The following is an 18,708-nucleotide window of genomic DNA, read 5'->3' on the forward strand; positions in this document are numbered from 1 at the left end:
AATTACTCAACCTTACCAAAAGTAAAAGCCCTCGGCAAATTAGCACGCATATTCATTATCCAAAATGAATCTCCCGCATCTACTGATTGGCGGTCATTATCAACATTGAAATCAATATTGTTTCCGATTCCCTCGTAAACTTTATTCAAGTCAAAATTAATAGTCAGCTTATTAGTAGTACCGTTTACATCAACCAAAGGCAAAGGAAACTCTACAAAAGTACGGCCAGCATTGGTTCCTAAATGAAAACGCAAGGCTTGGGTATTGCTGCTTGAGTTCGTAAAATTACCTTCATGCTTAAAGAAAATATAACCCGTATTCCAGGTCCATATCATACCATAGCTTGGGTCTAAAAAACCATCTTGTACGCCACTTGTATTCCTTGTTGAGTCAACCCCAACTATAAACTTAATGGTTTTATATTTTGCCTTAGGTACATCTGTTAATGTAAACGTATTTTGACTTGGCTCCTCCAAATCAATTAAATTATAGTTTTTAGCAAACCACTCCTTGTTGTTTTCATCAACCAACGAAACATTAGTGATATAATACTTAAGCGTAGTAACACTATACATGTTATTAGCTGTATTTTTATAAGCAATCTGACCCATATTAATAGCGTTACCATTTATAGTATTGTTAAAGCTTAAATTAATATCAGCCGTCATAATAGGATCACCGGTTGTGGTTTCTTTTTCTTTTGTACATGCGGTCATAAAAACAGATGCCAACATGCTTATCATTATTATAGTATTTTTCATTTAATTTATTATTTATATTGTTATTAAGTATAGATGTAATAGCTAAAGATACATTTAGTGGTTTAATACACTAAAAATACAAACTATATCATATACGTAAAAAAACACTACTCAGGTGTTTCAATATTCCGGGCGGATAAACAATAAATGGAGGAGTAAAAACAGTTGCAGTGTTACTATATATAATTGACTGAACTACAAAAGTAAAAAGCGAAGTGCTTACTAAAGGTTGTTTAAAACTAAAATTGATTGGCTTGTTTATAGCACCCGCACCATCAAATTTAGATACAATTGTTACATCATCGCAACAATTGCTTTTTGCCATTTTATTACATGCACAGTTATCGTCTTTATTCGACTCAAAAAAGCCAATATCCGTAACCTTACCTCCACAAAAATGCAAATCAACACTTACATTAGTAGCAAGAAGCACATAGTAAAAAACAAATAATATATAAATTACCTTTTTCAAAAGCATAGCAAGTATACAAATTATTTATCTAAATAGTATAACTGAATCTGTTCATGCATTATTTTAAGTAATTTTTAATTATCGTTTTATTTGAAATAATAATTTTATCATTGAACAAAAACAACAGGATGTATAGCCGCATGAAATTTTATTTTATTGTTTTTATTTTAACAATAGGCTTGTATGTACAAAAAAGTTTTGCGCAATCAGACTCTGCAAAAAAAGTAAGCTACTCCCTCCTGCCCATTATTGTGAGCGACCCTTTTGTTGGTTTTGGCTATGGTGTTTTAACCAATGTTAACTTCCTGCTTGGCCCTGCCCAAACTACCCGATACAGCAATGCGCAAGCCTATGTAATAAAAACTACCAACGGACAGTTTGCAGCGCAAATAAACCACCAGATATTTTCAAAAAACGAAGAGTGGATACAGCAAGGTAAACTACAATTTTTAAGCTGGCCCGAGTTTACCTATCAACTAGGTGCACGCACCAATAATAACGATTTGGTAAAAGAGCGTATAAACTACAAAGCCATTGAGTTTGAGGAACGCATACTTAAAAAGTTAAAGAAATACCAGTTTATAGGATTACAATATCGGTTGTTTAATTGCTGGGATATTCAATCAGACAAAAACGACTCCATCAGTTTTTTTGAAAACACTGCTGTTGGTACCAAAAGTTTTATTACTTCAGGTATAGGCATTCATTACATATTTGATAGCCGTGACAATGTTCAAAATGCATATAAAGGCAAATACCTGGAACTTTCCATAAACGACTATGCCGGTTGGCTTGGCAGTACCCAAAACTGGATAAACATAAAATTAGATACCCGTTATTACCATTCCTTCAAAACAAAAAAATCGTTGGTATTAGCCAGCCGCTTTTTAGGAGAGCAAGCCATTGGAACCATACCCTATATGGTAATGCCCCAATTTGGACGCTATTTTACAACCAGAGCCTATGCACAAGGGCGCTACAGGGGAAATTTATTTTTAACGTTTGAAACAGAATTACGTGCTAATATTTGGAAATGGTTAGGTGGGGTTGCTTTTGCAGGTGTTTCAACCGTAAGCGAAAGTAACGATGCTATAAAATACTACAACCCCAATATAGGTACAGGCTTACGTTTTCAAATACAAAAAGAGCAACGCACAAACCTGCGTTTTGATTATGCCTGGGGAGTAGATAATAACAGTGGTTTGTATTTTCAAATAACCGAAGTTTTTTAATAACCCGTAAAATCAAATACGTAACCCTTTACATATATACTACGAAAAGGAGTTGTACTGTTCGATTCAATAATTAAACTTTTAGAAAATGCGCCAATTAAAGTAGCGCTGTACGTTATTTCAATAAAACCCCTTTTATTCTTCTTAATAGGCTTTTTGCTCCAGTTAGCCACCGTACAACCACAAGCGGCCTGTACATTTTTTATAATTAATGGCTCTCTACCCGTATTGGTAAATTCTATTTTACAGGTAACCTGTTTTCCTTTCGGAATGGTATCAAAATCAAAATAATCCTTAACAAAAGTAATAACAGGCTTTTTGCTTGCTTCATTTTGACCAAATGCAAAACCGATAAAAAGAAAGCTGAACAAAAAACAAACAAGCACTTTTTTCATTAGCCAAATATATCAAATAATTATTAAGGCCTACTGCTGAACTAATATTTTACACATAAACCACAAAATTTTACCCCATGTTTGGCGGAATTGTTAAAATCTATTACGTTTGGCAAAATCTAAATATTTATTTAATGAATAGCATGCAGGCCAACTTATCATTCGATGATTTTAAAGCAATAGTTTTAGAAGATTACAAAATAGCATTTACAAGCCGCCAAGCCAGTTTATTAGGCAGGAAAGAGGTATTAACAGGAAAGGCTAAATTTGGAATTTTTGGTGACGGAAAAGAATTACCACAAATTGCTATGGCCAAAGCTTTTAAAAACGGTGATTTTAGAAGTGGCTATTACCGCGATCAAACCTTTATGATGGCAGCAGGCTTGCTTACCGTGCAAGAATTTTTTGCACAACTGTACGCTCACACCAGTGTGGAAGCAGAACCGGCAAGTGCAGGCAGAATGATGAATGGCCACTACGGAACACGTAGCTTGGACGAAAATGGGAATTGGAAAGATTTAAAAAACCTAAAAAACTCATCGAGCGATATTTCGCCAACGGCAGGTCAAATGATTCGTTTAGTTGGCTTGGCGCAAGCCAGTAAATATTACAGAACACACGCACAACAAATTGGTCAAAACCAATTTAGCAATAACGGAAACGAAGTAGCTTGGGGAACCATAGGCAATGCGAGCAGTAGCGAAGGACATTTTTTTGAAGCTATTAACGCAGCAGGTGTTTTACAAATACCTATGGTGGCCTCCGTTTGGGACGATGGCTTTGGTATTTCAGTACCGGCTAAATACCAGACTACCAAAGAAAACATAAGCGAAATTTTAAAAGGCTTTCAAAGAGATGCCAATAACAACGGTTATGAAATTTTCACCGTTAAAGGTTGGGATTATGTAACCCTTTGCAGCGTATATGAAAAAGCAGGCAAAATAGCCCGCGAAGAACACGTACCTTGCCTAATACATGTTACCGAGTTAACACAACCACAAGGCCACAGTACCAGTGGCTCGCACGAGCGTTACAAAACAAAAGAACGTTTAGCCTGGGAAACAGAATACGATTGTAATGCCCAGTTTAAAAACTGGATTATTCAAAACAATATTGCTACCGCTGAAGAATTAAGCACCCTTGAAAACGAAGCACAAATTCATGTAAACGTGAGTAAAAAAGCAGCTTGGGAAGCGTACTTAGCTCCAATTAAGCACGATGTAGCAGAAGCCTGTACCCTGTTAAACAACTTAGCCGGTGCTACACAAAACCAAAAAATAAGTAGCTTGGTAAACGAGCTGCAAAACATTAACGAACCAATAAGAAAAGATATAGCTTTAGCCATTAACCAAGCTTTGCGTTACACTTACAAAGAAACAAGCAGCGAACGCAATGAGTTAATAAACTACAAACAAAATTTCTTAAAGGCCAACGAAGAAAGATACAATTCATACCTGCACAGTGAATCGGCAAACAGTGCTTTAAAAACACAGGAAGTAGCTGCTGTTTACAACGAAGATTCAAAAATGGTTGATGGCAGAGAGATAATGGTAGCCTGCTTTGATAACGCATTGGCTAACGACCCGAGAGTTTTAGCATTTGGCGAAGATGTTGGAAAAATTGGAGACGTAAACCAAGGCTTTGCAGGCTTACAGGAAAAATATGGCGAAAGCAGGGTAAGCGATACGGGTATTAGAGAATTAACTATTATGGGGCAAGGTATAGGAACCGCTATGCGTGGTTTAAGACCTATTGCCGAAATTCAATACCTGGATTATTTACTATATGCATTACAACCTTTAAGCGATGATTTAGCTACCTTACAATACCGTACCAAAGGCGGGCAAAAAGCCCCGTTAATAGTGCGCACACGTGGGCATAGGTTAGAAGGAATCTGGCACTCAGGTTCACCAATCGGTATGATTATAAACTCGCTGCGAGGCATGCATATTTGTGTACCCCGTAACATGACACAAGCTGCCGGTATGTACAATACCCTTTTAGCCAGTGACGAACCTGCTTTGGTAATAGAGTGCTTAAACGGTTATCGTTTAAAAGAAAAAATGCCCGAAAATGTGGGAGCGTTTAAAGTGGCATTGGGTAAACCCGAAGTGCTGGCAGAAGGAACCGATATAACCATTGTAACTTATGGTAGCTGTACCCGCATAGCAGAAGATGCTATTAAACAATTAGCAGAAATAGGCATTAGTGTAGAGCTAATTGATGTACAAACATTATTACCTTTTGACATAAACCACAGCATTGTTAACTCCATTAAAAAAACCAATAAAGTAGTATTTTTAGATGAGGATGTACCGGGTGGAGCAAGTGCTTATATGATGCAACAAGTACTGGAGAAACAAAATGCTTATCAATATTTAGACTATAAACCAATTACCATTTCAGCCAAAGCACACCGCCCTCCTTACGGAACAGATGGCGACTACTGGAGCAAACCAAATGCAGAAGACATATTTGAAATTATTTGCGAAGTAATGGCCGATTACGAACCGGGTTATTTTCCTAAATTTATATAACAAACAAAAATTAACAACTCAACAAAAACAGAATGAAAAGAATACTGATAGTATTATGCTTAATAAGCAGCGTTATTGCTTGTAAAAATAACAATAGCAACAACACCCAATCAACAGACAACTACAAAAAGCTGTTTAATAAAAGTATGGATGGTAAAGACTACCCTACCGCTATTATGGCTTGCCAAATGATTTTAATAAACGATAGTACACAAACGGTATACGCTGATACTTTACCAGAGTTATATGCTGCCATAAACAATATAATGGCTTGCGATATAGTAACTGAAGCTGCTTTAAAACGCAATCCTAAAAGCGAAAGATTACTTTTAATAAAAGCTTTGTGTGCGGAGCAAATGGGTAAAGTAGAAGAGCAAATGAGCTTATACAACCAATTGTATGCTATTAATAAAAAACCGGAATACTTGTATAGAATTACGGCTACTCATTTTGGTACAGGTAATTTCCAAGCAGCAGAAAACAACTTAAAAGAACTGGAGCAAATGGCTGTAAACGGTCACGATAGTATTGACTTTATGATTAGCGAAACCGAAAAACAAAAGGTTCCGTTAAAAGCGGCACTCTTAAATATGCGTGCTATTATGAGTGCTCAACGCGACCGCGATTTGCCAAGTGCCAAAAAATATTTTGAAGCAGCCATTAGAGAATTCCCTGATTTTATTGTAGCCAAAGAATATTTAAACAGGCTTACAAATGGCGGACGTTAAATAAATATTACAGTTAATCCTTGACTTTTATCATTTTTATGTGTTAATTGAACCCAAATAAAACATAAAAGCCATGGACTTGACTTTATCAAATATCATTTTAGCTTGTCATAAATCACCCAATTTTGACGCTTTGCTACAACTGGGGGTAACTTTAAGCAATAAGTTTAATGCCAAATTACATGTAATGCTTCCGGATACGGAAAGCAACACTGCTGTTGGCAATAAACTAAGTAATGCTGACCACACACTACAAACTGTGCATAATTTAAGTTACAAAGATCTGATTCATACCGCTACCGAAATAGATGCGGACCTTATTATTGTAAGTACAAATAACAAAGATTCGAAAGATGGGTTGCTTACTTTTGCTGATACAGTAAAACTAATCGACAACTTAAAGAAACCTATTTTAACCATTCCGAGTAACTGTACCATTACCAGCTTCGAAAAAATACTAATACCTATTGATACCAGTTACGAAACCCGCCAAAAAGGGCCGTTTACTATTGGTATAGGCAAAAGGTTTAATTCATTGATTCAAATTATTGGCGTAAGTGGCGATAAAGATAAAGACAGCGAAACCACTGTAAATAATTACAGCCGCCAGGTAAGTAATAAAATTAACGAAAATGGTTTAAACAGCACTATAGAAGTGCGTTTGGGCGGAAACATAACCGACCAGACTTTAGCCTACGCTAAAGAAATAAACCCTGACTTAGCTGTTATTATGACCGAGCAGGAAGTTAACTTTAAATCGTTTTTTACAGGCAAGTATTCAGAGCAATTGGTGAAACAAGCCAGTTTCCCCATATTGAATATTAGCCCGATTGATTTAATTGTAAGCGATGCACGTTTGTAATTAAAACATCTATTCTTCACACAAAAAAGCCATTTGAATACTTATTCAAATGGCTTTTTTATAATTATACGTTTTTGTTTTTACCAGTTCAATTCAAATATTTCAAATGTGTTGCCTTTGGGTCTGAACCAAAGCTGACCATCGTTACCGGCCATACATCCGTTTGAATCGCGGTATAGTTGAAAAGGGTTTTGCTCTAACAACTCGCGTCTGAATTCGGGGTCAAAAATATCGTTGTACCTATCTAAAAACTCTTGCTTCGTTGTTGAATCGCGCAAAGGAAATTTTATTAATTTAGCTATCAGGTCTTTTTCATTGTAACGAATATTCAGTTGTAAGTTTTGGTAAAAACGAATGGCTTCGTTACCACTCTTAAAACCGGCATTACTCCAGCTCATACATACTGTTCCATCTGAGAGTGTTTGCTTTTTTTCCTGGTACTCGTTAGGCTGTTCATTGCTTTCAACCTGCGCGTTTAAACGAGGCGTTTTAGGGTCATAAGTGGGGCCCTTAGCGTTTAAAACCCATTTTGAGGTATCTATTAATCCACTAACCGTTGGGCCGTTATTAGAACAAGAGTTTGAAAACAATGCGCCAACAAGTATTAATATTAAAAGAAAATTCCTCATAAGGTAAAAATTAAATTCCGGTGTAATTGAACGGTGTAATATTAAGTAATTCTTTTCTCACCTCTTCACTCACATCTAACATACTAATAAACGTGTGTATGCTTTTTGAGTCAATTTTTTCGTTGGTACGTGTTAGTGCTTTTAAAGCTTCGTATGGTTGCGGGTACGCTTCTCTGCGCAATACAGTTTGGATAGCCTCGGCTACTACCGCCCAGTTATTGTTTAGGTCGTCTTCTATTTTAGCGCTGTTCAGTAACAACTTATCTAAACCACGTGTTAACGATTTAAAGGCAATTAAACTATGTGCTAACGGAACGCCTACGTTTCTTAAAACGGTACTATCCGTTAAATCGCGTTGCAAGCGGCTAATGGGTAATTTAGCTGAGAGGTGTTCAAAAATAGCATTGGCCATACCAAGGTTACCTTCTGCATTTTCAAAATCAATAGGGTTTACTTTATGCGGCATGGCACTACTGCCTATCTCACCTTGCTTTAGCTGTTGTTTAAAGTAATCCATGGCTATGTATTGCCAAACATCTCTGCTAAAATCAATGAGTATGGTATTAATACGTTTTAAGCAATCAAACAAAGCGGCTAAGTTATCGTAATGCTCTATTTGGGTAGTTGGGTTGGAGCGCGATAAACCTAAGTTGGCGCAAAACGCATTACCAAACGCTAACCAATCAGTATGAGGGTAAGCTACGTGGTGTGCATTAAAGTTACCGGTAGCACCACCAAACTTAGCTGAATACGGAATAGCATGTAGCTGTTTTATTTGCTCGTTTAAACGGCTTACAAATACCATCAACTCTTTTCCTAAACGGGTAGGCGAAGCGGGCTGTCCGTGTGTTCTGGCTAACATTGGAACATTGGTCCACTCGTTGGCTTGCGCCAATATTTTATCAACTACTTCCTGCAAAGCAGGCAACATAACTTGTTGCATAGCATCTTTAATGCTTAAAGGAATGGCTGTATTATTAATATCCTGACTGGTTAAACCAAAGTGTACAAACTCGCTGGCATCAGCCAATTCAAGCGCTTCAAATTTTTTCTTTATAAAGTACTCAACCGCTTTTACATCGTGGTTGGTTGTTTTTTCTATATCCTTTATTTGCTCAGCATCGGCAAGGGTAAAGTCTTTGTATATAGCCCTTAATTTATCTTCGCTAATATTATACTTAGCCAGTTGGGGCAGGTTTTGTTTGTGTAAAAAAACAAAGTATTCTATTTCAATTAATACACGGTATTTTATTAATGCAAACTCTGAAAAATAAGCTGAAAGGTTGTTTGTTTGTTTATGGTAACGTCCGTCAATGGGTGAAATTGCAGTTAATACTTGAAGCATGTTTAATTGATTTGTTATATGGATTTAATTATTTCTTTTTCTTTTTGCCAAGGGAATTTATAAAGCGGTACCAGTTACCTAAATCGGCTATTGGAATAGGTTGTGTTTGTCCGTTATAGTATAACCTTTCGGCTTGCGACTGTTGGTACCACCTGCCTGTTTCCATCCCATCGGGCAAAATGCCTTTTTCTAAAATACTGTAAGGTACTCTGTTTAAGTTGGCATAGGCTTGTGAAAGGGAGCTACCCGGTATTTTTGCTTTGGCAAAATAATAGTCTAATTCCTGCGGGGTTGAATAGGGCCTTACTACTACTTCGGGTAAGTAAAAGGTATCCTCGTCCATTTTTATAACGGTTATTAGTTTATTGTTTTCAATATTATCGGGCAGGGTATAAATGGTTGGTTTTTGGCCCAATGCGGTAAAAACTATATGGTCTGATTTTTTGCAAACCAAACTAAAAAAGCCACTCATATCGGAAAACACTCCACGGTTGGTGCCTGAAATACGTACGGTAACGTAGGGTATAACACTAACACTATCGGCAGTAACAATAAAACCGCTCAACTGCACCAAATCGTCCTTATGCGTGTCGGTTTGTGCCTGTATGCCTTTAAAGGATACTAACAACAACACATAAAATACTATTAAATTTATCCTTTTCATATACAAATTACATTAATAAAAAATACCGGCTAATATGGCTAGCACCACTAAAACGGTGCTGGGTACTTTAGTGCTCAAAAGTAAAAATAAAGTTAGTAAAAGTACAATCATATTTGCCTGATTTAATTCTACCGGCTGAAACAACAAATAAGCCGATGCAAATACCAACCCGGCACTGGCTGCATTTATTCCTTCTATAGCGTTTTTTACGGGGCTATAGTTTTTTAACTGATCCCAAATGGGGTAGGTAAAAAATATTAAAAAGGTACCGGGTAAAAATATACCTACTGTTCCTATGGCTGCACCCAGTAGTTGCCCGTATATGCCCCACTCCTGCAAAGCCATAGCACAACTGTAAGTGGCTATACTAAACACAGGGCCGGGCATAGCCTGTACCAAACCGACTCCGGCCAAAAACTCGTTGGCTGTTAAATATTGTTTTATTTGTACAAACTGATTGTACAACATGGGTATTAATACATGGCCGCCTCCAAAAACAATGCTGCTGTACCGGTATGTATTTTCAAACAATAAAATACATTTTATTTCGGTAAACGCACCTAAAAAGGCAGCCAGTAACAGTACGCCAATAAACAGGAAAAAGTTACTCCAGTTTATATTTTTAATGGGTGCTACTTTGCCTATTTTACTTTTATTTACCTGGCTTGATATAATGCCACCCACAAATAAAATAATAGGAAACATATAGGGTGAGTGTACAACAATACCTGCGGTAGCAGCTAATATAGCCAAAAGCCAGTGGTAAGGCTTGCTCACAAACATATTTATAATTTGGTAGGCTGCATAAATAATAAAACCAACGGCCATTGGCTGTATATATTTTAAAAAATCAAGCTTGGGGTTATCAATGGCATAGTAATGTATAATAATGGCAAAGGCGGTCATAAACAGGCTGGCGGGCAATACCCAAACGGTAAGTGTTAAAAAAGCCAGGTTAGGCCCTCCTATTTTAAACCCTATGGCGGTTATGGTTTGGGTGGAGGTTGGCCCGGGTAACATACTGCAAAATGAATTCAACTCTTTTAACTCACTATCGGTAATGTATTTCTTTTTGTTGATGAGTAGTTTTTGAAACTGCACCAAATGTATTTGGGGCCCCCCAAATGCGGTTAATGCCAGCTTTAATACATCAAGCAAAAAAACAATACGCCTAAAGTGTTTAAATTTAATTGTGTTCATTTATTAAAAACTAAATTTAACTGTTAAACAGCCATTACTTCTTATAAAGTGGCAATATCCAAAAAAAAATCCATCAACAGTTATATGGTGATGGATTTTATTATATTACATAAACCTTTTACTAAACCGATTTTGGTCTGTAAGTGGTTTTTGCTGCGCCTGCTCCTTTTGAGTTTGTTTTAGCCGCTGTGGTTTTAGGGGCTGCTACTTTTTTAGCGGCAGTTTTTTTAGCTGCTGCTTTTTTAGGTTTTTCTTCTGCTGCCGGAGTTGCTGCTTCGTCAGTGCCTGTTTCGGTAGTAGCTGCTTCTTCTGTTTTGGGTTCTTCGCCTAATTTGGCAAAATCCAACACATCTTTTAAAGCATTGTACCAGTTAAAAAACTTTTTAATATCGCTATCGTAAACTCTTTCGCTGTCTAAACCTATTGTTTTAATTAAAAAATCGCGTTGTACTTTAGCATCGTCTTTTGCCGTTGGTACTTTACCGGCAGTTTGTGCTTTTACCAATACTTCTGATAAACGCATATCACCTTCTTGGGTGTACATGCTTATATCTTCTAAAATACTAACTCTATCCTGATAACCTGTTGCAAATTTTTTTCCGCTTCCTATTGTTTCTAAAATCAACCCATTTTTAGTTCTGCCAATAATTTTGTGCAAACCACTTTGGCCGGATACAGCTACTATATCTTTTAATTCCATTCCTGTTTAAAATTTTAATTAGAAGGCGAAAGTACCAAAATATTTTATAAAGCCGCAAATTTAAAATGATAAGTTTTTGCCTGTATATGGGCAGTAATCTAGTTATTAGTTATTTAGAGTTGATTGGGTGATTATGTTAATAGGCTATAAAGCAAAAATGGGGTGCCTGTTTGCAAAAAATTACGTGAATGACCAACATGTAGAGACGTTGCATGCAACGTCTTTACCAATAAACGAATAGTTATTAAACTAAAAAAGCCTTTAGTTTATGGCTAAAGGCTTTTTTAGTTTTGTTAATTAAAGGGCTGTAATATTACTTTCTTATTTTACTTAACTTTTCTACGGTTGGTCTCCAACTATTTTGTTTGTTTGAAAACATATGGTTAATAAAATCAATATCATCAAAATATGATTTGAAGGCACTCGTAATATCCATATACACTTTGCCACCTCTTATTATTACATCATCGCTGTCGTTCATATTTCTGGTATCAGGGTATGCAACACCATCTTCATTGGCGGTGGTGTACTCTTCGGTAAGCATGCTGCCTAAGCCTAGTATAAACCAATCTTTGTTTACATGCGGAAATGCTTTCAGGAAATTTCTTTGTGTTACTGCGCCTACTTTGTTCTCGCCACTTTCAATTTTCACAATAGTAATTTCGCTCATACCAATTATTTCAGCGAATTGCTTCTTTGATAAATTAAAGTGTTTTCTGACTTGTTTTATTCTGTCTTCTTTGGTTGTCATATCGTTTAAAAATTATCAATTTATATATATCGAAACACATATTAACTTTAAATTAAAGCCATGTTATCCCAAATATATAACAAAGTATGATTTATACAAATAATAATAATTGGATAAATACCTTATTTTTTCGGGAATATTGGCTGCTTGCGCAATAAAACTTATAATAATTTATTATTGTGGGTATTACAATTTAAATTTTAAGTACATTTTTACAAACAACCTGATACTTACTACCTAAAAAAGGAATAAATAAGCATACCGGATGGAATAAGGGATGCGGTTAAATAATGGCAAATTCAGCTTTGTATATTATTAAATATAAAAATTGGTATTATTTTTGTTTTACGCTTATATGAACAAAATTACTTTACACATGCCCGAAAAAAGCCTATACTACTCCACCTACACTCATTCTATCCATTTATTTATTACCAAAAACACTATAAATAAATTAAAATGAGCGCTGAATCCTATATTATTAATTATATTAACGAACCGGAGGAGTTGATTATAAACGTATTGCTCATACTGCTTTTATTGCTGCTTATACTGAGTATAGTATTGTTTATTTATGTACGCAGCATTAATAAAAAAGATAAGCTGAAATAGTTAAGCTATTAACAATAGCAAATCTATACCTGTTTGTTTAAAAACCTTGCCTATCCGTTGATTTGTGTAATATTAAAAATCCTACACAGCCTGCATCAGACGGTTTAGCGGTGGCGGTTTTGGGTAATTCTAACTCTACAACCAGTTGGCGGGTATTCGTGCTTTGAAATTCAAACACGTTTGTTGCCGGGTTTTTGCTATCAAACAACAATTCATTGGTACGTGAATCATAAATTTTAAAAGTTGGATTACCTAATAAGGGTTCAGTACAAATACTCATCCTGTAATCCATACCTTTGTATATAACACAGCGTAGTTTAGAGGTACTTCCCGCTGCATATAAAGCGCTTCTCGACTGCGCATTATAGCGCCAATCTCCACCCGTTTCTTGTGCATCGCAATACTTTCTATGAAAGTTGGTACATACAGCTGTTTGCGAAAAGCTATTACTGAATGATGTTAAAACAAGTATTAATAGTATTAATTTTTTCATGGGTTTTTATTATTTAATATTGATAAATAGTGCATTTATTAAGGCTGTATTGTTACCCTTTGGAATATCATCAATCCAATACACTCTGTGCCTGACGGTTTACGCTTAGTATACCCCTTTTTACCTTTGGGTATCTCTACTTCAATAGTCAATGTGCGGCTATTGGTGCTTTTAAATATAAATTCTTTGGTTGGGATGGTTTCACTATCTACTATTAGTTCGCCAGTAGGTGAATCAAAAATTTTATAAATGGGTGGCTTTTCAAATGTACCTTCATCACAAACGCTTATTCTGTAATCAAAACCGTTATAAACAACACACCGTACTCTGGAAACAACTCCCTCTTTAAAGTAACCACTTTTTGATTGTGAGTTATAAATCCAGTCTCCATCAAATTCTTTATAGCAATAATACGTTCTATGAAAGGTGACACATGGTAACTGCGAAAAGGTATTACTAAATGAAACTAAAAGTGTTATTAGTATTATTAATTTTTTCATGGGTTTTATTGAGTTAAAATATACGCATTGCGTATGGCTTTAATTTTTTCGGTAATAGCTTTAAAATTTTCAGCATTAATCAACAAATCGTTTCCACCACTCAATAAGGTAATACCTTTGTTATTTTTTGTTTGCGTAGGAAGCTCTGTTACCATTAGCTTATTAAACTCCACTTGCAGCTCCGTTAGCTGCGGAATAAGCGTAGCTACATCAGCATTGCTTTCGTAAGTGTGTAACAAGCCAAGCAAGTTCTCCAACGCATATTTTTGATCGGCTATATGTTCAACCACATCGTTATTGGCTTGGTAAGCTGTTAAATTAGTTAGTATATACAAACTCTCTACCCAGCCTGCAGCTGCTATGAGTGCACGTGTTGGGTTTTGTTGGGTATTTTCTAATATTTCTGAGACCGATAAATAAATATCATTGGTCAGTAAGGTTAACGAATCGGCATTTGTTTGGTTGCGCTCATAGCTTTGCTGCATGCCCGGTTTTACCGCTGCTGATATTTTAAGTGACTCCGTTAACTGGTTTACTATTTTAAAATATTTCAAAGCCTCAGCTCCTAAACCGGCAACACTGCTATAGCTTAAATCGGCACTGTATATACCTAAACCAAGGGCTAGTTGTTTGTTATTGGCCTTAGTAAAATCAGCAGTGCTGTATAGCATATTGCTTTTTTTAGCGGTTAGCCCCCCTGCTACTTTTATGTAGCTAAACGTTTCACTGGGTGCCGGTACTTGGTAAAAGGTATCAACTGATTGGTCTATTACCGTTAAGCCGTTGCTGTCTACCCCGTGTATTTCTGTTTTAGTGTTGTTTCCGCCACCGCAAGCCGTTAAAAAAACCAAGGCTGCCACAGGCATCATTATAAAGTATTTGTGTTTCATGTAGTGTATATAAGCTTTCTGTTAATAATAAAACGGCTAAACCGTATACTGACAAACATAGTTATTTATTGGTAAACAGCAACAGCTATCAATTTTGACCAAGCAATAAAGTAAATCCTTTATTGTGTCTTCAGTTTCGAACATGTCATAAAGTAAATGCTTTTATACATGTTCAGCTTTGAACATGTTATCAATTAAATGTTTTCATACTGTTTCAATTTTCAACAAGTAATCAATCAAATGTTTTTATACTGTTCAATTTTTGAACATGTAATAAATTAAATGTTTTCATGCTGTTTCAATTTCCAACATGTAATAAATCAAATGTTTTTATGCTGTTCAATTTCAGAACATGTAATAAATTAAATGTTTTCGGGCTGTTCTTATTCTAAACAAGTAATACTATATATTTTTTAGTCCTCTCTTCTTTTTTACAGGCTAAAAAAATTTGTTTTTTCTTATAAAATTGATGCATTATTTAACACTAAAAAATTTTCAGCTACGTTATTTGAATAAATATATTTCAATCATGAACTACTCAAGATTAACAAAAAATTTGTTCGGCAGTAGAACCTTTAGCCGAAATGAAATCAACCTGTTTACAGTAGATTTAATCAGCCGATTAACTACCATGCAAAATTCCGTATTACCCACAGCCGACAAAACCCTGCTCATTAATTTGCACCAGGATTTTGTAAACACTTATGGTGAGCTGGCTACCAACAGTGCGGTACAAAAAGGTGGCACTATGAGCCGACAAGATGCCTACGATGCCATTGTAGCATTTATTGTGCGAGAAGAAGGAGCCATTAAAGCCAAGTTTGGCAAGCACACCCCTATTTACACCGAGTTTTATCCGCAAGGACTAAAAGAATACCGCATTGCTACGGTAGAGGGTATAAAGGTGTTGGCGTTCAGGTATAGTGCTGCCGCTGCCAAATACACCGCTCAGTTGTCAACTGATTTTGTCCGCAACTTAACAACTTTACAAACTGCTTATGCGGATGCACGCGATACGCAGGTATCATCAAAATCTAACCGAAAATCAGCACAAACCGAATTGCAAAAGAACAGAAAAGCACTCACTGAACATTTAAGCAAATGTATATTGATTATAGCTGCTAATACCATAGAGAATGAAACGGCTTTTAACAGCTACTTTAACTTTGGTTTATTACTGGTAGATAATGAGAACCCAGCCATTCCTGAAGAAGTGCCTGTTACTCCTTAAAAATCATAGTTTTATTTTTTTAAATTAACAAAAAGCCCTTGTAGTAATTACAAGGGCTTTTGTTTTGAGAAATATTAGCTTGGCATTATATAGGAGTACGACTAGAAACGAGTAATAAGATAAGTTTTAACTCTCAGAACCAATAGGTAATCCATATTTTAAATCAAAAATTTCGAACATTATTTTGATTAAGTCTTTATCCTTTTTTAAGTCAATTTTTTTTGAAATATAATGTGAAAAACTAATATAAATTTCATCCCATGTTTCAGGTCGTTGATGAACAGTGTTAAGTTGTTTTTGTCGATATTTAATGTATTTATTATATCCGGAAAGCAATTCTAGTAAATTGTATTCTCTCTTTTTTAACTTACCGATATAACTAAATAAAAAGTCTAAATTAACAATGATAACATCCTCTATCTTTTTAAATTTATCTTGATATTGCTCAATATGGTTTGTAAATATAGTATTGATATACCTATTAATACCAGGAATTTCAAACATTTCATCTGTAATTACGATAACAGGATATATAGTCCATTTCGACATATTTTCAAATGAATCAAAGTTGTACTGATTACCAATTATTTTTTCGATGGTCCTAATGATCTGTCCAACGCCTTTTGGTTTCTTATCACTGCAAGAACATATCTTTCTTTCGATTTCATCGCGTATTGCTTCAAATGTTGAGGATTCCATTGCATTAGAGGCAAATGACACATCTTTAAATTCAAAAAGAATAACATTGTTTTTATTGCGGTAATACAAATCAGGTTCTCCTTGACCTTCTTCAAAATGTAACAAGTTCTTCTTGGCAGACAGTATATATGTCATCACATTTTTAAAGATAATTTTTTCAATAATTTCATCCGAATACTTCGATTTAAAATTTGCATAGGTTAACCCTCTTTCCGCTACAACACCAGTTACATGTAGAAAGTCAAATATTAAACCATCATAGAGTTTTTTAGCCAAAAAATTCCAATGAAAAACTATATACTGCAATTCATCTAATTTCATTAATGGTTTTGATTTTAGTCCATCATGATTTATTTTATACTTTTCATTTTTATGATAATCTTCTGGATTCATACAATTAGAATCGTAGAAAGTTGGAATATTGTCGCTTTTTAAAGTGAATCCGGACCTTGAAAAAAGTGATTGATTATCTCCTGTCGTACAGTAAATTATAAGCTGTAAAACTTCCAAAAGGTACTCATGAATGCTACCTCTTTTATTTATTTCGAGGAATTTATTAACGTAAAAAGATAATTCTTCTTTTTTCAATTCCGACATTAAGACAACACCTTTTATCATTTGGTAAATCGAATCAATTGGTTTCATAAAATCATATTGTGAAACGATTAACGGCCAATGAGTCTCGTAAAAAAGTGCATCAGGAGAATATGTTTTTCCAATTTTTGGTAATGGAGGCAATTTACTATCCAGTTGATCATTAAAAAGTAAAAGAGCTTTAAAAAGTTTAAGCTCATCCTCTGGATTTGTATCAATCCATCCTACATGTTTTTCTCTAAAATTTGTAAGTTCATACTCCATGAACATCAATACAGTTTTGGCAGAAAAGAGAACATGATTTTCATAATCTACATCAGGGTTATTTCTAAAAAAAATAACTATACTATTGCGTATTTTTTGACTTATTTCTAAAGATTGCCTAAATAGAAATACTTCATTTAATATTCTCGCCTGAAGTTGTGGTTTAGGTTCATCAATAAAAAATCTTGAGTTAATGCTTGCTAATACCGCTAATACAACAATTGAAGGAATATCTTGTACAAGCATTTTTAGTTCCAAGTCTTCATCAGGAAATAAATCTTTGCTTTTTAACATTACTCCTCTTTTCATAATTCAGATATTTATTTATACTCAAATTTAAGCTTTAAATGTTTCTAATCACAGATGTCTTAACCTCACATTATTAAGAACAAACTATAATGTTATATTTATGTGGATAAACCATTATAACTTTTTACAAGCGAGTATTTTATATCAAAATTTAAAACAATAAATTTGAATAAAATTTATTGTTTATGAAAAATAGTGACAATTATTCTTCAATTAATTCGGCATCACTTGCAATTGCCAACATACCTGACTATAGCTCTATTGCATTTGAACAAGCCAGTATCGGTGCAAAGCTTTCTACAGTTAATGCGGCTCTTGCAACTATCAATATACCTGATTATAGTTCTATAATAATGGAACAGGCTTCTATCAGTGAAAAGTTTTCTGCAATGAATACAGCTTCACTTGCAATTGCCAACATACCTGACTATAGCTCTATTGCATTTGAACAAGCCAGTATCGGTGCAAAGCTTTCTACAGTTAATGCGGCTCTTGCAACTATCAATATACCTGATTATAGTTCTATAATAATGGAACAGGCTTCTATCAGTGAAAAGTTTTCTGCAATGAATACAGCTTCACTTGCAATTGCCAACATACCTGACTATAGCTCTATTACATTTGAACAAGCCAGTATCGGTGCAAAGCTTTCCACAGTTAATGCGTCTCTTGCAACTATCAATATGCCTGATTACAGTTCTATAGCATTTGGACAAGCATGTATCGGTGCGAAGCTTTCTGCAGTTAATGCGTCTCTTGCAACTATCAATATGCCTGATTTTAGCTCTATAGCATTTGGACAAGCATGTATCGGTGCGAAGCTTTCTGCAGTTAATGCGT

Annotated in this window: 20 protein-coding genes; 7 read left to right on the plus strand and 13 right to left on the minus strand. The window is 35.1% G+C overall.

From position 1 onward, the window contains the following. Positions 1–2 precede the first annotated feature (2 nt). Entirely contained in the window at positions 3–761 is a 759-nt protein-coding gene (locus tag V4538_13740; protein MES2382104.1) for an MbnP family protein, read from the minus strand. An 88-nt stretch (positions 762–849) separates the two neighbouring features. Further along, on the minus strand, positions 850–1,233 hold the full coding sequence (locus V4538_13745) for a hypothetical protein (GenBank protein MES2382105.1): 384 nt from the start codon (positions 1,231–1,233) through the stop codon (positions 850–852). Positions 1,234–1,373: 140 nt separating this feature from the next. On the opposite strand from V4538_13745, the gene V4538_13750 reads away from it, so the two are divergent. Next, positions 1,374–2,465, plus strand: coding sequence for a BamA/TamA family outer membrane protein (locus V4538_13750; protein MES2382106.1), 1,092 nt, complete (start codon positions 1,374–1,376; stop codon positions 2,463–2,465). Here V4538_13750 and V4538_13755 read toward each other — a convergent pair. Next, the gene (locus V4538_13755; GenBank protein ID MES2382107.1) at positions 2,462–2,860 is read right to left on the minus strand and encodes a DUF1573 domain-containing protein; all 399 of its coding nucleotides are present in this window, start codon (positions 2,858–2,860) and stop codon (positions 2,462–2,464) included. The two genes, V4538_13750 and V4538_13755, sit on opposite strands and share 4 nt — an antisense overlap. Positions 2,861–3,003: 143 nt before the next feature. On the opposite strand from V4538_13755, the gene V4538_13760 reads away from it, so the two are divergent. The 3 genes from V4538_13760 (at position 3,004) to V4538_13770 (ending at position 6,987) form a co-directional block, all read left to right on the plus strand. Further along, positions 3,004–5,397, plus strand: a complete 2,394-nt coding sequence (locus V4538_13760) for a thiamine pyrophosphate-dependent enzyme (protein ID MES2382108.1) — start codon at positions 3,004–3,006, stop codon at positions 5,395–5,397. Positions 5,398–5,429: 32 nt separating this feature from the next. After that, positions 5,430–6,125, plus strand: a complete 696-nt coding sequence (locus V4538_13765) for a hypothetical protein (GenBank protein ID MES2382109.1) — start codon at positions 5,430–5,432, stop codon at positions 6,123–6,125. Positions 6,126–6,198: 73 nt separating this feature from the next. Further along, the gene (locus V4538_13770; protein ID MES2382110.1) at positions 6,199–6,987 is read left to right on the plus strand and encodes a hypothetical protein; all 789 of its coding nucleotides are present in this window, start codon (positions 6,199–6,201) and stop codon (positions 6,985–6,987) included. A gap of 80 nt (positions 6,988–7,067) precedes the next feature. Here the strand turns inward: V4538_13770 and V4538_13775 are convergent, their stop codons facing one another. The 6 genes from V4538_13775 to V4538_13800 all read right to left on the minus strand — a co-directional run bounded on the left by V4538_13775 (position 7,068) and on the right by V4538_13800 (position 12,276). Next, entirely contained in the window at positions 7,068–7,616 is a 549-nt protein-coding gene (locus V4538_13775; protein ID MES2382111.1) for a hypothetical protein, read from the minus strand. Between the two features lie 10 nt (positions 7,617–7,626). After that, positions 7,627–8,961, minus strand: a complete 1,335-nt coding sequence (purB, locus tag V4538_13780) for an adenylosuccinate lyase (GenBank protein MES2382112.1) — start codon at positions 8,959–8,961, stop codon at positions 7,627–7,629. Between the two features lie 28 nt (positions 8,962–8,989). Continuing rightward, entirely contained in the window at positions 8,990–9,625 is a 636-nt protein-coding gene (locus V4538_13785) for a carboxypeptidase-like regulatory domain-containing protein (GenBank protein ID MES2382113.1), read from the minus strand. 12 nt (positions 9,626–9,637) lie between these two features. Further along, the gene (chrA, locus tag V4538_13790) at positions 9,638–10,825 is read right to left on the minus strand and encodes a chromate efflux transporter (protein ID MES2382114.1); all 1,188 of its coding nucleotides are present in this window, start codon (positions 10,823–10,825) and stop codon (positions 9,638–9,640) included. Between the two features lie 121 nt (positions 10,826–10,946). Next, entirely contained in the window at positions 10,947–11,525 is a 579-nt protein-coding gene (locus V4538_13795; protein ID MES2382115.1) for a DUF5606 domain-containing protein, read from the minus strand. 313 nt (positions 11,526–11,838) lie between these two features. Then, positions 11,839–12,276, minus strand: coding sequence for a helix-turn-helix transcriptional regulator (locus tag V4538_13800; GenBank protein MES2382116.1), 438 nt, complete (start codon positions 12,274–12,276; stop codon positions 11,839–11,841). Positions 12,277–12,735: 459 nt separating this feature from the next. On the opposite strand from V4538_13800, the gene V4538_13805 reads away from it, so the two are divergent. Beyond that, positions 12,736–12,888 carry a hypothetical protein gene (locus V4538_13805; GenBank protein MES2382117.1) on the plus strand — a complete coding sequence of 51 codons (153 nt, stop codon included), beginning with the start codon at positions 12,736–12,738 and terminating at the stop codon, positions 12,886–12,888. A 37-nt stretch (positions 12,889–12,925) separates the two neighbouring features. Here V4538_13805 and V4538_13810 read toward each other — a convergent pair whose 3' ends face one another. The 3 genes from V4538_13810 to V4538_13820 are packed head-to-tail and all read right to left on the minus strand — an operon-like array spanning position 12,926 to position 14,771. Beyond that, positions 12,926–13,381 carry a hypothetical protein gene (locus V4538_13810; GenBank protein MES2382118.1) on the minus strand — a complete coding sequence of 152 codons (456 nt, stop codon included), beginning with the start codon at positions 13,379–13,381 and terminating at the stop codon, positions 12,926–12,928. A 38-nt stretch (positions 13,382–13,419) separates the two neighbouring features. After that, positions 13,420–13,881: a hypothetical protein gene (locus V4538_13815; protein MES2382119.1), complete on the minus strand. Its 462-nt coding sequence runs from the start codon at positions 13,879–13,881 to the stop codon at positions 13,420–13,422. A gap of 5 nt (positions 13,882–13,886) precedes the next feature. Next, the gene (locus V4538_13820) at positions 13,887–14,771 is read right to left on the minus strand and encodes a hypothetical protein (GenBank protein MES2382120.1); all 885 of its coding nucleotides are present in this window, start codon (positions 14,769–14,771) and stop codon (positions 13,887–13,889) included. 529 nt (positions 14,772–15,300) lie between these two features. On the opposite strand from V4538_13820, the gene V4538_13825 reads away from it, so the two are divergent. After that, on the plus strand, positions 15,301–16,002 hold the full coding sequence (locus tag V4538_13825; GenBank protein ID MES2382121.1) for a hypothetical protein: 702 nt from the start codon (positions 15,301–15,303) through the stop codon (positions 16,000–16,002). Positions 16,003–16,128: 126 nt separating this feature from the next. On the opposite strand, the gene V4538_13830 is transcribed toward V4538_13825, so the two are convergent. After that, positions 16,129–17,868, minus strand: coding sequence for a hypothetical protein (locus V4538_13830; protein ID MES2382122.1), 1,740 nt, complete (start codon positions 17,866–17,868; stop codon positions 16,129–16,131). Between the two features lie 185 nt (positions 17,869–18,053). Here V4538_13830 and V4538_13835 point away from each other — a divergent pair. Beyond that, positions 18,054–18,708 (plus strand): hypothetical protein (locus V4538_13835; protein MES2382123.1); only part of this gene is annotated, 655 nt, incomplete at its 3' end.

It is taken from the genome of Bacteroidota bacterium, from assembly GCA_040388375.1.
Classification (GTDB): Bacteria; Bacteroidota; Bacteroidia; order UKL13-3; family UKL13-3; genus JAAFJM01.

Coding starts and splice junctions, on each gene's coding strand:
- V4538_13810 (MES2382118.1), bottom strand. CDS start 13,381: ATGAAAAAATTAATACTATTAATACTTGTTTTAACATCATTCAGTAAT.
- V4538_13750 (MES2382106.1), top strand. CDS start 1,374: ATGAAATTTTATTTTATTGTTTTTATTTTAACAATAGGCTTGTATGTA.
- V4538_13795 (MES2382115.1), bottom strand. CDS start 11,525: ATGGAATTAAAAGATATAGTAGCTGTATCCGGCCAAAGTGGTTTGCAC.
- chrA (MES2382114.1), bottom strand. CDS start 10,825: ATGAACACAATTAAATTTAAACACTTTAGGCGTATTGTTTTTTTGCTT.
- V4538_13785 (MES2382113.1), bottom strand. CDS start 9,625: ATGAAAAGGATAAATTTAATAGTATTTTATGTGTTGTTGTTAGTATCC.
- V4538_13760 (MES2382108.1), top strand. CDS start 3,004: ATGCAGGCCAACTTATCATTCGATGATTTTAAAGCAATAGTTTTAGAA.
- V4538_13815 (MES2382119.1), bottom strand. CDS start 13,881: ATGAAAAAATTAATAATACTAATAACACTTTTAGTTTCATTTAGTAAT.
- V4538_13820 (MES2382120.1), bottom strand. CDS start 14,771: ATGAAACACAAATACTTTATAATGATGCCTGTGGCAGCCTTGGTTTTT.
- V4538_13740 (MES2382104.1), bottom strand. CDS start 761: ATGAAAAATACTATAATAATGATAAGCATGTTGGCATCTGTTTTTATG.
- V4538_13765 (MES2382109.1), top strand. CDS start 5,430: ATGAAAAGAATACTGATAGTATTATGCTTAATAAGCAGCGTTATTGCT.
- V4538_13770 (MES2382110.1), top strand. CDS start 6,199: ATGGACTTGACTTTATCAAATATCATTTTAGCTTGTCATAAATCACCC.
- V4538_13800 (MES2382116.1), bottom strand. CDS start 12,276: ATGACAACCAAAGAAGACAGAATAAAACAAGTCAGAAAACACTTTAAT.
- V4538_13830 (MES2382122.1), bottom strand. CDS start 17,868: ATGAAAAGAGGAGTAATGTTAAAAAGCAAAGATTTATTTCCTGATGAA.
- V4538_13775 (MES2382111.1), bottom strand. CDS start 7,616: ATGAGGAATTTTCTTTTAATATTAATACTTGTTGGCGCATTGTTTTCA.
- purB (MES2382112.1), bottom strand. CDS start 8,961: ATGCTTCAAGTATTAACTGCAATTTCACCCATTGACGGACGTTACCAT.
- V4538_13805 (MES2382117.1), top strand. CDS start 12,736: ATGAGCGCTGAATCCTATATTATTAATTATATTAACGAACCGGAGGAG.
- V4538_13825 (MES2382121.1), top strand. CDS start 15,301: ATGAACTACTCAAGATTAACAAAAAATTTGTTCGGCAGTAGAACCTTT.
- V4538_13755 (MES2382107.1), bottom strand. CDS start 2,860: ATGAAAAAAGTGCTTGTTTGTTTTTTGTTCAGCTTTCTTTTTATCGGT.